General features: G+C 29.6%; 14 protein-coding genes and 1 other annotated feature (1 of these 15 running past the window's edge). Of the genes, 5 read left to right on the top strand and 9 right to left on the bottom strand.

The features are described 5' to 3' along the window. Positions 1 to 291 precede the first annotated feature (291 nt). Positions 292 to 510: a hypothetical protein gene (locus KIB46_RS04490; RefSeq protein WP_156561124.1), complete on the bottom strand. Its 219-nt coding sequence runs from the start codon at positions 508 to 510 to the stop codon at positions 292 to 294. 186 nt (positions 511 to 696) lie between these two features. On the opposite strand from KIB46_RS04490, the gene KIB46_RS04485 reads away from it, so the two are divergent. After that, the gene (locus KIB46_RS04485; protein WP_291670993.1) at positions 697 to 1,659 is read left to right on the top strand and encodes an alpha/beta hydrolase; all 963 of its coding nucleotides are present in this window, start codon (positions 697 to 699) and stop codon (positions 1,657 to 1,659) included. 123 nt (positions 1,660 to 1,782) lie between these two features. Here the strand turns inward: KIB46_RS04485 and KIB46_RS04480 are convergent, their stop codons facing one another. From KIB46_RS04480 to KIB46_RS04470, 3 genes are all read right to left on the bottom strand, one after another. After that, a complete protein-coding gene (locus KIB46_RS04480; protein WP_291670992.1) occupies positions 1,783 to 2,601 on the bottom strand; it encodes a GNAT family N-acetyltransferase in 819 nt (272 codons plus the stop codon). Positions 2,602 to 2,694: 93 nt separating this feature from the next. Continuing rightward, positions 2,695 to 3,249 (bottom strand): hypothetical protein, encoded by a 555-nt coding sequence (locus KIB46_RS04475; protein ID WP_291670991.1) that lies wholly within the window; start codon positions 3,247 to 3,249, stop codon positions 2,695 to 2,697. Between the two features lie 4 nt (positions 3,250 to 3,253). Then, on the bottom strand, positions 3,254 to 3,526 hold the full coding sequence (locus KIB46_RS04470; protein ID WP_291670990.1) for a hypothetical protein: 273 nt from the start codon (positions 3,524 to 3,526) through the stop codon (positions 3,254 to 3,256). A 200-nt stretch (positions 3,527 to 3,726) separates the two neighbouring features. Here KIB46_RS04470 and KIB46_RS04465 point away from each other — a divergent pair, with 200 nt between their 5' ends. From KIB46_RS04465 to KIB46_RS04450, 4 genes are all read left to right on the top strand, one after another. Beyond that, the gene (locus KIB46_RS04465) at positions 3,727 to 4,158 is read left to right on the top strand and encodes a MarR family transcriptional regulator (protein WP_291670989.1); all 432 of its coding nucleotides are present in this window, start codon (positions 3,727 to 3,729) and stop codon (positions 4,156 to 4,158) included. A gap of 104 nt (positions 4,159 to 4,262) precedes the next feature. Next, positions 4,263 to 6,014, top strand: a complete 1,752-nt coding sequence (locus KIB46_RS04460; protein ID WP_291670988.1) for an ABC transporter ATP-binding protein — start codon at positions 4,263 to 4,265, stop codon at positions 6,012 to 6,014. Further along, positions 6,007 to 7,890 (top strand): ABC transporter ATP-binding protein, encoded by a 1,884-nt coding sequence (locus KIB46_RS04455; RefSeq protein ID WP_291670987.1) that lies wholly within the window; start codon positions 6,007 to 6,009, stop codon positions 7,888 to 7,890. The genes KIB46_RS04460 and KIB46_RS04455 overlap by 8 nt, the downstream gene beginning before the upstream one ends. 70 nt (positions 7,891 to 7,960) lie before the next feature. After that, complete coding sequence (locus tag KIB46_RS04450) at positions 7,961 to 8,242, top strand: hypothetical protein (protein ID WP_291670986.1); 282 nt, start codon at positions 7,961 to 7,963, stop codon at positions 8,240 to 8,242. A gap of 125 nt (positions 8,243 to 8,367) precedes the next feature. Here the strand turns inward: KIB46_RS04450 and KIB46_RS04445 are convergent, their stop codons facing one another. The 5 genes from KIB46_RS04445 to thrS form a co-directional block, all read right to left on the bottom strand. Next, on the bottom strand, positions 8,368 to 9,129 hold the full coding sequence (locus KIB46_RS04445; protein ID WP_156561132.1) for an EFR1 family ferrodoxin: 762 nt from the start codon (positions 9,127 to 9,129) through the stop codon (positions 8,368 to 8,370). 230 nt (positions 9,130 to 9,359) lie between these two features. Beyond that, a complete protein-coding gene (locus KIB46_RS04440; protein WP_291670985.1) occupies positions 9,360 to 9,911 on the bottom strand; it encodes a sugar O-acetyltransferase in 552 nt (183 codons plus the stop codon). Between the two features lie 96 nt (positions 9,912 to 10,007). Further along, on the bottom strand, positions 10,008 to 10,418 hold the full coding sequence (locus KIB46_RS04435) for a hypothetical protein (protein WP_156561134.1): 411 nt from the start codon (positions 10,416 to 10,418) through the stop codon (positions 10,008 to 10,010). Between the two features lie 227 nt (positions 10,419 to 10,645). Further along, positions 10,646 to 10,864 (bottom strand): DUF3892 domain-containing protein, encoded by a 219-nt coding sequence (locus KIB46_RS04430; RefSeq protein WP_156562858.1) that lies wholly within the window; start codon positions 10,862 to 10,864, stop codon positions 10,646 to 10,648. Positions 10,865 to 10,923: 59 nt separating this feature from the next. Then, positions 10,924 to 12,834, bottom strand: a complete 1,911-nt coding sequence (gene thrS, locus KIB46_RS04425) for a threonine--tRNA ligase (protein ID WP_291670984.1) — start codon at positions 12,832 to 12,834, stop codon at positions 10,924 to 10,926. A 45-nt stretch (positions 12,835 to 12,879) separates the two neighbouring features. Then, positions 12,880 to 13,071 (bottom strand) — a binding site (T-box leader) (it continues 39 nt past the right edge of the window).

The raw sequence follows: 13,071 nt of genomic DNA, 5'->3' as shown, positions 1-13,071 counted from the left end.
TACTTTACTAGACAGTTAAAAAGAGTACCCTCTTTTAAAGGTACTCTTTTTGTAGAGAAAAGATTCGCGATGAAAAATTTTGTTTGTATGTATAAATTTATTATAGCTTCTATTTATGCTATTGGTGTAATCATAAATATTCTTGATTCATGTGTGAAATAATTTAACTATGAAGCTAATTAATAATTTACACCTTGTTGAGAATGATTTTCATTCTGTGATTATAATATATAATATATTTGGATATATGTCAACACCTCTTATAAAATTTTCCTATAAAAGATTAAAATCTCAGAGGATTCCCTCTGAGATTAAATTGATGACAAACACTAAAGCTCCTACTATTGTAAATAAAACTAATAGTTTAAAATTTTTTATAAACCTTCTATAAAGTCCACTTTCCCCCATTGTAGTCTTATTAATTTTCATATGAATTAAATATAATTTTATAAATTCCACTATTACAACTATAGCTATTAATATTGCTATAATCGTTAAAGCATCTTTCAATTTTAACACCCCACAAATTGCATATTACATATATATTTTACCATTAAATTTACAGTACATAACTTAATTTATTCTTAATTATTATTTTTATTGTTCTGCAATTCACCTCCTATATATGCAAATATTTACTTTGACTATCAAAATAAATATGCTATAATTTAATAAATTTAAATAAGGAGAAATGTAATGAGTAAAATAAAAAAGATAATAATTAGTATTGCAATAATAATTACAGTAATAATTGGACTAGCCCTAGGTTTGGGAGGAACCTACTTATATAATTTAGCCTTAGATCCTACAACAGATAAATCAATAGTTTTTGGATCAGACGAAGAAAGTACAGAAGCCATATCTCAAAATGAAACAAGTGGTGAAGTTAATATTGACGCTGAAACTTGGTTACTTAATGACAGTGGTTATGAATCTCTTTATAGAACATCTAAGGATGGGCTTAAACTACATAATTATTTATTAAAGAATAACTCAAACAAATGGGTTATCACAGTGCATGGTTATACTTCTGAAGGAAAGCTTATGTCTAACTATGGAAAAAAGTTTTATGACATAGGATATAATGTTCTTATACCAGATTTAAGAGGACATGGAATGAGCGAAGGTGACTACATTGGAATGGGTTGGGATGAAAGGTTAGATATAATTGACCTAATTAACTATATAATAGATGTTGACAAAGATTCGGAAATAGTTTTATTTGGAGTATCTATGGGGGCTGCAACTGTAATGAATGTTTCTGGTGAGAATTTACCTTCTAATGTTAAAGCTATAATTGAAGATTGTGGATATACATCAGCTTGGGATCAATTCTCTTATCAATTAGATGAACTTTTTGGATTACCACCTTTTCCAATGATGCATACAGCTAGTTTAATTGGAAAGTTTAGAGCCGGCTATTGGTTAAAGGATGCTTCTCCATTAGAACAAGTAAAAAAATCTAAAACTCCTACACTTTTTATTCATGGAGATAAGGATGATTTTGTGCCGTTTTCAATGCTAGAGCAAGTGTATAATGCTTGTTCAGCACCAAAAGAGAAGCTAGTAGTTGAAGGGGCAGGACATGCTAAATCTAGTAAAGTGAACCCTGATATGTATTGGAATGGTATATCTAAATTCCTAAGTAAATATATTTAATAAATAGTATTATAAAAGAGGATTCAATATAATAATTGGATCCTCTTTTTATAATTGTACTATCTCATAAATTTTATTTTTTTGCTATATAAATCCTATTTATGCTCTTTCCAATCTTTTTTATTAATTTTCCCTCTTAATCATATCTATTTGACTTTTTTCTTCACTAGGTACAAAACCAATGTCTGTATACAAATGAATTCCAGGATAATTACATTCATCAGCAGCAAGGAAGGCTCTAGCAGCATTATACTTCTTACCATATGCAAGAGCTTTAAGTATAAGCTTTCTACCTATTCCCATATTTTGAAACTTAGGAATAACTGCAACCTCTCTAATCCAAAGTATTGATCCTTTTTTGCTTTCATGTCCATATGTAGCAACACATATAAGACCTATTATTTCATTATTAATATCTCTCTCAATTATTATTCCATTATTTCTTGTTCCTGAATTACTCCCAGAGTCCTCAGTATTACTAATCCATTCCTTCATCCATTTAGATGTTTGACCAGTAAAACCCCTACTTTGATTTTTGCACATCATAGTTACTTTTGAAGCTTCTTCACACTCTTCTATGGTTAAAAATTCAAAATCATCTGAAGGCTCTATTTCATTAAGACTATACTTAAAGTAGTCATGCCAAGCATTTCTAATTATTAGCCCTCCCTCCTCTAGCTTTGAAACCCATTCATGAGGTATAAAAGTTACTAAAAACTCTTTCTTATGTTTTAAACGATCTATTAGATACTCTACTGAATTTGTTGCCCAGTGATATTCATTTACTTTACCTTCATAATTAAATCCATATATTAAAATTATATTGTCATTTTCCACCTTAACTTCATAATTACATATATCCTCATAATCTATATAATTCATAGAAGAAAATTTAAATTTACTAAGTTTTGATTGTATTCTATTAAAGATTTCCTCTGTCATTATAATATCACCTTCAACTCCTTAACATTTTTAATCCAAATTAATTTATCTTCATAGGCTAATAGCATATTTTCATATATTATCACTTAGCCTTTACTCATTAGTTTCTCTATAGACTTTAGTTTTAAAATTTGTATAGTGTTGTCTTAAGTTTTCATTAAATAAATTGTTAGTTGCCTCTGTCTCAGAATAGGGAACTCTAAATGGTAGAATATAATGTTCATAATTAAATATATTTCCACCAAAACAAACATCTTCTTTTAAATCCAATTTATAAAAAACATATCCACGTTGTTTAGTTGAACCAAAAGGATAATTTACACTTCCAGTAATTGTCCAACTTTCAAGTAGGTTACCAAACCAATCATTTGATGTAAATAATTCATTTTTTAGTTTAGGTATTAAAGCTATTTTTTCTATCCCTTTTTCCTCATATAACAACCTTCCACTTATTAATTTTAATACTTCGCTACAGCTTACAGAAAAATTATCTCTCCAATAAGCTTTACCATCTTTCCAATTAAAATATTGAACTGAATACATGCTACTATCCTCTAATTCAATATAGATACTAGTAGCTTCTAAATTATAACCAAAATTTAATATTTCACTTGAAAAATCAACATATATCGGATTCTTTAGTAGCATAATTTCATGTTTCTAAAATTCCTAGCCATGATAGTGAATGCTCTAAGGCATACAAAATCATTCCCACAAATGATGTCAAAATCAAAATTCCTTTTGTATCAAATTTTATCATTGCTTTTCTATAAAAGACTTCCTCTGCTATAGGAGGAAATATAATTGTTGACATAGCAAAGAGTATTAACCGAAACAGATTGTTTCTTGTAAGCCCAATCATTCCATCATTAACATTAGGAAAAATCCTTTTTAATGAAGAACTAAGAAGAAAAGCAGCAACCATCCCCACTGCAGTTATTACTACTGAAAGCCAAAATATTTTACCCCACTTTAATTAACTATTTAGGTAAATTATAACATAAAGGTGTTAACAATATTCTATATAATAATATATAATTTTTATTGATTATTAAAAGTTTTTTCACTATAATTGTTGTATATCAAACAGTTGTATATGCTACAGTTTAGAAAGAAGGTTTTTTAGTGAAATATAGTAAGATTGGAATTGAACTTAGGGGCTTAAACAACATGATTAAAAGGTATATAGATAAACATTTAAATAAAAAAATTGTGGATCAAATAACTGGTACTAATGGCTGGATTATAACTTATTTATCTCACAATTTAGATAGAGATGTGTTTCAAAAAGACCTAGAAGAAGAATTTGGTGTTACTCGTTCTACTGCTTCTAAGGTTGTAAACTTAATGGTTCAAAAAGGACTTGTAGAAAGACATTCTGTTCCTTATGATGGTAGATTAAAAAAGTTGGTATTAACTCCTAAGGCTAGTAAAATATCAGAGCTTATCAATGAAGATAAGGAAACAATAGAAAAACTTTTAACTAAGGGATTTTCAGATGAAGAACTAGAAACTCTACAATCTTATATTGAAAGAATGAAAAACAACCTTCAATAAAAGTCGTAATTATCGACTTTTTTATTTGTAGATAATGTTGGATATCAAACATTGTTTCCATTATAAACTATATGCAACAACTAATTAACACAGGAGGTAATCATATGATAAAAAAGTTAGCACAAAGCATTAGAGAATTTAAAAAAGATTCTATTTTATCTGCAATTTTTATGTGCTTTGAAGTAACTATGGAAGTTGTTATTCCTATCCTTATGGCTAATCTAATTGATTATGGAATAGATCAAGGAAATATGCCTTTTATTCTAAAGATGGGCATAGCATTACTTATTTCTGCAGCTATTTCATTATTTTTTGGGATAATGTCTGGTCAAAAGGCTGCCATTGCTTCAGCTGGATTTGCAAAGAACCTTAGAAAGGATATGTACTACAAGGTACAGGATTATTCCTTCTCAAATATTGATAAATTCTCTACTGCAAGCATTGTAACAAGACTTACAACAGATGTAACTAATGTCCAAAATTCATATCAAATGATAATACGTATGGCAGTTAGAGCACCAATAATGCTCATATTTTCACTTTTTGCTGCATTTACTATCGATATAAAGTTATCACTAATATTCTTAGTAACTGTACCAGTTTTAGGTGTAGGATTATGGTTTGTTATGACAAGGGTTCATCCTATTTTTAAAAGAGTTTTTAAAACTTATGATAAGTTAAACAGTATTGTACAAGAAAATCTACATGGAATAAGAGTTGTTAAATCCTTTGTACGTGAAGATTTTGAAATAGATAAGTTTGAAGATGTATCTAATGAAATTTACAAAGATTTCTCTAAGGCAGAAAAAACTGTATCTTATAATGCTCCACTTATGCAGCTTTGTATGTATGCTACTACCATATTTATTTCATGGTTTGGAGCAAGAGCTATTGTAGCTTCTGGTGGTGATGCTAATTTAGGTTTAAGTACTGGTGAACTTATGAGCTTATTAAGCTATGCTACCCAAATTCTTTCAAGCCTTATGATGCTTTCAATGGTTATAGTTATGATTACAATATCAAGGGCATCTGCAGAAAGAATTGTAGAAGTATTAGATGAAGAGATAGATTTAAAGAACCCAACTTCACCTGTTATGACAGTAAATAATGGTGATATAGAATTTAAAAACGTTAATTTCTCTTATTCAAAAAATGCAGACAAGCTTTGCTTAAATAATATCAACATTAAGATAAATTCTGGTGATACAGTTGGTATTTTAGGGGGAACAGGTTCCTCTAAATCTTCTCTAATTCAACTTATACCAAGACTTTATGATGTAACTGGTGGTTCAGTTAAGGTTGGCGGAATTGATGTTAGAGATTATGATATTGAAACACTTAGAAATGAAGTTGCAGTTGTACTTCAAAAAAATGTGTTATTCTCTGGAACCATTAAAGAAAATCTACGTTGGGGTAATGAAAATGCTACAGATGAAGAGCTTATTCGTGCTTGTAAATTAGCAGAAGCTCATTCCTTTATTGAAACATTCCCTAAGGGATATGATACTTATATTGAACAAGGTGGTACTAATGTGTCAGGTGGTCAAAAACAACGTCTATGTATTGCACGTGCTCTGTTAAAGAAGCCTAAAATATTAATTTTAGATGACTCTACTTCTGCTGTTGATACTAAGACAGATGCTTTAATTAGGAAAGCCTTTAAAGAAGAAATACCAAATACAACTAAGGTTATAATTGCTCAAAGAGTTTCTTCTATACAAGATTCAGATAAGATTATTGTAATGGATGATGGTAATGTTGCTGCAATTGGTACCCATGAAGAACTATTAAAAACAAGCGAAATTTACAAAGAAGTTTATGAATCACAAATGAAGGGAGGAAGTGACAATGAGTAAAAAAGCAGACTCAAAAACACTGAAAAGGCTTCTTTCATATATAAGTAAGTATAGAATACAATTTATTTTTGTTTTAGTTAGTATATTACTAAGCGCTGTAGCAAGTGTTGTATCTACTTTATTCCTAAAGACACTTATAGATGACTATATCACTCCCCTTTTACTTGAGGCTGTGCCTGACTTTTCAGGACTAGCTAGATTAATTCTTATAATGGCTGGAATTTATTTAATAGGTGTTATTGCTACCCTATTTTATAACAGAGTTATGGTTGTTATTGCACAGGGAGTACTTAAAGAAATAAGGGATGAAATGTTTGAGAAAATGCAGAAACTTCCTATAAGATATTTTGATACTCACTCTCATGGTGATATTATGAGTCACTACACAAATGATACTGATACCTTAAGACAAATGCTTACACAATCTATTCCTCAGCTATTCTCCTCTGTGGTAACTATTATAGCTGTATTTGTCTCAATGCTTACATTAAGCCTTTGGTTAACTATTTTTGTTGTTCTATTTACCTTTATTATTCTTAAGGTTGTTGGAAATATTACAAGTAAATCTAGTAAATACTTTGTAAGCCAACAAAAATCTCTTGGGGATGTTAATGGTTATATTGAAGAAATGATAAATGGTCAAAAGGTTGTTAAGGTATTTTGCCATGAAGATAAAGCAAAAGAAGTGTTTAACCAAAAGAATGAAGAGCTATGTAAAAATGCTACTGAAGCTAACAGATTTGCAAATATGCTTGGACCTTTAATGAATAATATGGGATATATTCTTTATGTTTCCATGGCTATTGTAGGAGGTGGACTTGCCATTCTAGGTGTTACTAATGTAAGTCTAAGTGGAGTTGGAACTTTAACCTTAGGTATGATTGCTTCCTTCTTACAACTTTCAAGAAGCTTTATTATGCCTCTTAGCCAAGTTTCTCAGCAATTAAGTTCAATTGTAATGGCCATTGCAGGTGCCGGAAGAATATTTGAACTAATAGATGAAAAGTGGGAAGAAGATGAAGGATACGTTACTTTAGTAAATGTAAACAAGGTAAATGGTGAGCTTATAGAAACTAAGGATCATAGTCATCATTGGGCTTGGAAACATCCTCATAGTGATGGAACTGTTACTTATACAGAACTTAAAGGTGAAGTTAGATTCTTTGATGTAGACTTTGGGTATAATGAAGAAAAGATAGTTCTTCACAATATATCCCTATATGCAGAACCTGGACAAAAAATAGCCTTTGTTGGTGCAACAGGTGCTGGTAAGACAACAATAACTAATTTAATTAATAGATTTTATGATATTGCTGATGGTAAGATTAGATATGATGGAATTAATATAAATAAGATTAAGAAGGATGACTTAAGAAGATCCTTAGGTATTGTTCTTCAAGATGTTAACCTATTTACAGGAACAGTTATGGAAAATATTCGTTATGGTAGACTTGATGCTTCTGATGAAGAATGTATACAAGCTGCTAAATTAGCTAATGCAGATGGATTTATAAGAATGTTACCTAATGGCTATAATACTATCATCTCTGGAGATGGAAGTGATCTATCTCAAGGTCAAAGACAACTTATTTCAATTGCACGTGCTGCTGTTGCTGATCCACCTGTTATGATTCTAGATGAAGCTACTTCTTCTATTGATACTCATACAGAGGCTATAGTTCAAAGGGGAATGGATTCACTTATGGAAGGTAGAACTGTTTTTGTTATTGCTCACAGACTTTCAACTGTTAAGAATTCAGATGTTATTATGGTTCTTGAAAAAGGAAGAATTATTGAACGTGGTAGTCATGAATCTTTAATCAAGGAAAAAGGAAAATATTATCAACTCTATACTGGAGCTTTTGAATTAGAATAGGCTTAGTGAAAGCTATTTACAAGTAATATTATTAATTCTATAATGAAAGAAAAACATATGGGGGATATTTATGAGAAAAGCTACTTTTTACCTATGGAAATTAGAGTATCTTAAGGGGGAAAAGCTACCAAAGGATGCTGACTCTGAAACTTTAAAGGCTGATGATGTTTTATATGATGAATTATTTAATTCATATATTAAAATAGATGACACTAATTTAGATATAGAAGATATTAATTTATATTTAAAAGCTAAGAATGCCTATAATATAAATATCATAAAGAATTGTTTTATTACTATAACAGTAATTCTTAGTATTCTATGCTTTATAATTCTAACAGGACTTTACTAAAAGTAATAAAAGAGGGGATTTAGCACAAAAATAAGCTAAATCCCTTCTTTCATTAGTGAAAAAATCACAACTACATATCTTATACCAAGCATAATAGTTATTGTATATAATAACATGATTTCTTATTATATATACTTCTCAATCTTACATTGCTCTTGAACTTCTTTTCCTAAAATTGTAATTGCTTGCTTTGGACAATTACTAAAGCAACGGTAACACATTGTACACTTGCCTTTCCCTTTAGCCTTATCATTATCTAATTCAATATTATTCATTGGACATACTGCAACACATTTACCACATCCAACACATTTTTCACTTATAATTTTAAACTTGTCAGTATAACTCTTAGTCTTATTATAAAACCATAATCTCTGACCAAATAAACCAACTATATGATATCTAAAACCTAATCCTTCCTTTAAAGGCACTCCAGCTTTAAATTTATTAGCACATTCTTTTATCTTTTCTTCAGCCTCTTTTACTATAGCTTTATTTTCTTCTAAGGATTTTTTCAATACCTTTTTATCACCAATACAATCAGGCATCTTTAAATGTAACCCACCTAATATATTGGCTCCATATTTTTTTAATAAACGAGCTGAACATCCTGCTCCATCACCACTAAATAATCCCATGGTTGATATAATAAAAATATTTTTTCCATTAAACTCTTTCTGGTTTATTTCTATAAAATCTCTAACTATTTTAGGCAAATTGCTAAAATATATTGGATACGCAAATACAATATCTTTATTTTCTCTAATGACATTTATTATATTTGGATCTTCAACGGAGAAACTCTTCCCATCCCCCTGGTATTCACTTAAAAATTTCTCAAGACAGTATCTTGTATTACCTGTTCCACTAAAATATACTCCAACCATAATTATTCACCTACCAATAAACAAATAAAGAAATAAACATATAAATATAAAAATATATAAATATTCATATGTATAATTATACCATATATTTTTCCATATACATGATTAAAAGTAATTTTGTTGATTTAAATTCTAAATATTTTACTTTTATAATCCTTAATAGATTCTATCTTCTAAAATTATCTTTCAAATATTAAAAAGCTATGGAAAGATTAAACTTTCCATAGCTTTTATAATTCCTTTATGATTTTAGCAGGATTCCCACCAATTACAACATTGTCTCCAAAGCTCTTAGTGACTACAGCACCAGCAGCAACTACAACATTATTTCCTAAAGTAACTCCAGGAACTATTGTAGCGCTACCTCCTATCCAACAATTGTCTCCTATTGTTATAGGTTTCCCAAACTCTGTTCCACTAATTCTTTCCTGATGATCTAGAGGATGGGTTGCTGTATATATTCCAACCTGTGGAGCTACAAAGCAATTATCCCCAATTCTTATTTCACAAACATCTAAAAATACGCAGTTATAATTTGCATAAAAATTCTCTCCTACATGTATATTACATCCATAATCGCAATTAAAATTAGGTTCAATATAAATATTTTCACCTGTTGATCCAAACAACTTTTTTAATAGTTCACTTCTTTTTTCCTTGTCTCTAATAGAGGTTTTGTTATACTCCTCTGTTAGTATTCTTGCATTATATCTTAAATATTCTAGTTCCTTATCAGCAGGATTATAAGCTTCTCCTGCAATCATTTTTTCTCTTTCTGTCATAATTCTTATCTCCTTTTATCATATTCTTCAAAATTCTTTCATTTATACTCCATGGTTTCTTAACCATTTCCACACCTCTAAACCTTTTCTTTTATATTAATAAAAGCTATACTCACCCTCTTTAGCTATAACCCAAGTATAATGCCTATAGCTATCTATTCTATCAAAAGAAATATCTTCCCCATTTATCCAATATATATTTCCATCTTTAATTTCTAATGTTACTCCAAATATTGTACAATCATAATCTTCTGATTCTGGAACAAGGTTTAATCTAATTAATTTATTAAACTTAATCTCTAAATTTCTTGGATTTCCTTGCCTTTGAAAAACTACCTTTAGTATTCTTTTATCATTAATGGGTTGCATACTTAAATCCTCATTAACATATGCCCCACTTTCATAATTAATTTCACTTATACAACTATCATGAAAATAATTGTATTCCTCCATTAATATTTCTATATCTCTCTTGCTATTTATTGAAAAATACTTTCTATTAATCATAATCTTCACCTAAAATTAAATTATAATTTAATTTTACACTATAAGCCATATTATAACAATTGAATGTTTGACCACTAATTGCTTTGTGGTAAAATATAACTATATGTAGAAGGTAAATTTATGAGAACTTTAGTTTACGGTTTAACAGGTTCAGTAGTAAATTTAATTAATAACTTAAATAGATAATTAAAAAATACTCTGCAATTATTTGCAGAGCATTTCTTTTATTATTTATTCATTGAAGAAAGATTGTTGCCTTCTTCTCCATCAGGCTTAGTTCTTAAATATTCTTCACCTTTTCTTGAATGAGCTATAATAACTCCTTCAATTTCTCCATTTTTAGCTCTTTCTACCCCTACTTCTTTTGAAATAGTTTCACCATTGCTTAAAACATAATCTGAAATTTCGCCACTTTTTTTAATTGTTTCAACTATTCTATTTGCCATATATATCACCTCAAGAATAGCATTTGCAATTTCACAAAAAATATTTCTTAATTTTCAACCTATAAAGATTTATTTTCTACTTCCTCATTTATCCTTGAAATTAATTCATATAAATTAACAACTCCCTCATCACCATTTTTTCTACTACGAAGTGATATCTTATTTAAGCATTCTTCCTTTTCACCTATAACAACCATGTATGGTACTCTTTCATTTCTTGCTTCCCTTATTTTATAACCTATCTTTTCATCTCTATCATCTAACTCAACTCTTATTCCAGCTTCATTTAATATATCCCTTACTTTATTTGAATAGTCTTCAAACTTATTTGATATAGGTAGTACTTTAACTTGAACTGGAGCAAGCCAAGTTGGGAATTTTCCTGCAAAATGTTCAATTAAAATTCCTATAAATCTTTCAATACTTCCAAAAATAACTCTATGGATTACAATAGGTCTATGCTTTTCACCATCTTGACCTATATAATCTAAATTAAATCTTTGAGGAAGTTGGAAATCTAATTGAATTGTTCCACATTGCCATGTTCTTCCTAGGCTATCTTCTAAATGAAAGTCAATCTTAGGCCCATAAAAAGCACCATCACCTTCGTTTATTATATAGTCTAGGTTTAACTCTTCTAATGCCCCCTTTAATGAACCTTCTGCTAAATTCCAATCTTCATCACTACCCATGGAATCCTCTGGTCTTGTAGATAACTCAACCTTATAGCTAAAACCAAATTTAGAGTATACTTCATCTATAAGCTTTACTACCCCCATGATTTCAGACTTTATTTGATTAGGTAACATAAATATATGAGCATCATCCTGTGTAAAGGCTCTTACTCTCATAAGACCATGTAATGCTCCTGAAAGTTCATGTCTGTGAACTCTTCCAAGTTCACCCACCCTAACTGGAAAATCTCTATAAGAATGTGCTTCAGATTTATAAATTAACATCCCACCTGGACAATTCATTGGCTTAAGTGCAAACTCTTCTTCATCTATCATTGAAGTATACATATTTTCTTTATAATGATACCAATGTCCTGAAGTTTCCCATAACTGCTTATTTAACATAATAGGTGTTTCAACTTCCACATATCCTGCCAATTTGTGAAGCTCTCTCCAAAATTCTATAAGATTATTTTTTAAAAATACACCCTTTGGAAGAAAAAATGGGAATCCTGGGCCTTCTTGAACAAAAGTAAACAACTTCAGTTCCTTACCTAGTTTTCTATGATCTCTTTTCTTAGCTTCTTCAATATTGGCTAAATGCTTCTCTAATAATTCCTTATTTTTGAATGCTACACCATAAATTCTTTGAAGCATTTTATTCTTTTCATCCCCCTTCCAATATGCACCATTAACACTTGTTAATTTATAAGCTTTTACATATTTAGTTGAAGGTATATGTGGTCCCCTGCAAAGGTCTACATATTCTCCTTGTCTATAAAGAGATATTTTTTCTCCTTGAGGTAAGTCATTAATAAGTTCTATTTTATAGGATTCATTGTTTTCCTCCATAATTTTAAGAGCTTCTTCTCTTGAAACCTCAAACCTTTCAAATTGTAAATTTTCATTAATTATATTATTCATTTCCTTTTCTATCTTTTGTAAGTCTTCAATAGTTAAATGCTTCTCAATATCAAAATCATAGTAAAACCCATTTTCTATTGATGGCCCTATTGCTAGTTTTGCATCCTTATACAACCTTTTTACTGCTTGTGCCATTATATGGGAGGTAGAATGTCTAATAACCTCAATTGCTTTATCATTATCAGCTGTTAGAATGTTTACCTCATCATTGTCTTTTAGCATATAATTTAAATCTACTAAGGTGTTATTTACTTCACCTACAATTGCCTTTTTAGCAAGATTTCTGTTAATGCTTTTTGCTAGGTCTAAAAGAGTTAAGTTTTCTTCTACTTCTCTTATTGACCCATCATTCAACTTTACTTTAATACTCATTTTTCTACCTCCTCTTAATAATATATAAAAAAAGCACTCATCCCTACTTGGGACGAATGCTAATTATCCGTGGTTCCACCCAAATTGAATTAAAAAATTCAATTCTTCTCTTAAATTTTATCGATTTTCACCGATGACATTTCGCTTTAAATAAGTTACTAAATCATAGCTCCTGGGTAGTTTTTCTTATAGTCATGTTTAAAAATGCTTGCAGCCGGTGACATTTTCTCTCTTAAA

Origin of the sequence: Clostridium sp., from assembly GCF_018372875.1 — a bacterium.
GTDB lineage: Bacteria > Bacillota > Clostridia > Clostridiales > Clostridiaceae > Clostridium.
This window is presented reverse-complemented; position numbering and strand designations above follow the sequence as displayed.

Coding starts and splice junctions, on each gene's coding strand:
- KIB46_RS04435 (WP_156561134.1), bottom strand. CDS start 10,418: ATGATTAATAGAAAGTATTTTTCAATAAATAGCAAGAGAGATATAGAA.
- KIB46_RS04445 (WP_156561132.1), bottom strand. CDS start 9,129: ATGGTTGGAGTATATTTTAGTGGAACAGGTAATACAAGATACTGTCTT.
- thrS (WP_291670984.1), bottom strand. CDS start 12,834: ATGAGTATTAAAGTAAAGTTGAATGATGGGTCAATAAGAGAAGTAGAA.
- KIB46_RS04485 (WP_291670993.1), top strand. CDS start 697: ATGAGTAAAATAAAAAAGATAATAATTAGTATTGCAATAATAATTACA.
- KIB46_RS04475 (WP_291670991.1), bottom strand. CDS start 3,249: ATGCTACTAAAGAATCCGATATATGTTGATTTTTCAAGTGAAATATTA.
- KIB46_RS04480 (WP_291670992.1), bottom strand. CDS start 2,601: ATGACAGAGGAAATCTTTAATAGAATACAATCAAAACTTAGTAAATTT.
- KIB46_RS04460 (WP_291670988.1), top strand. CDS start 4,263: ATGATAAAAAAGTTAGCACAAAGCATTAGAGAATTTAAAAAAGATTCT.
- KIB46_RS04455 (WP_291670987.1), top strand. CDS start 6,007: ATGAGTAAAAAAGCAGACTCAAAAACACTGAAAAGGCTTCTTTCATAT.
- KIB46_RS04470 (WP_291670990.1), bottom strand. CDS start 3,526: ATGGTTGCTGCTTTTCTTCTTAGTTCTTCATTAAAAAGGATTTTTCCT.
- KIB46_RS04450 (WP_291670986.1), top strand. CDS start 7,961: ATGAGAAAAGCTACTTTTTACCTATGGAAATTAGAGTATCTTAAGGGG.
- KIB46_RS04440 (WP_291670985.1), bottom strand. CDS start 9,911: ATGACAGAAAGAGAAAAAATGATTGCAGGAGAAGCTTATAATCCTGCT.
- KIB46_RS04430 (WP_156562858.1), bottom strand. CDS start 10,864: ATGGCAAATAGAATAGTTGAAACAATTAAAAAAAGTGGCGAAATTTCA.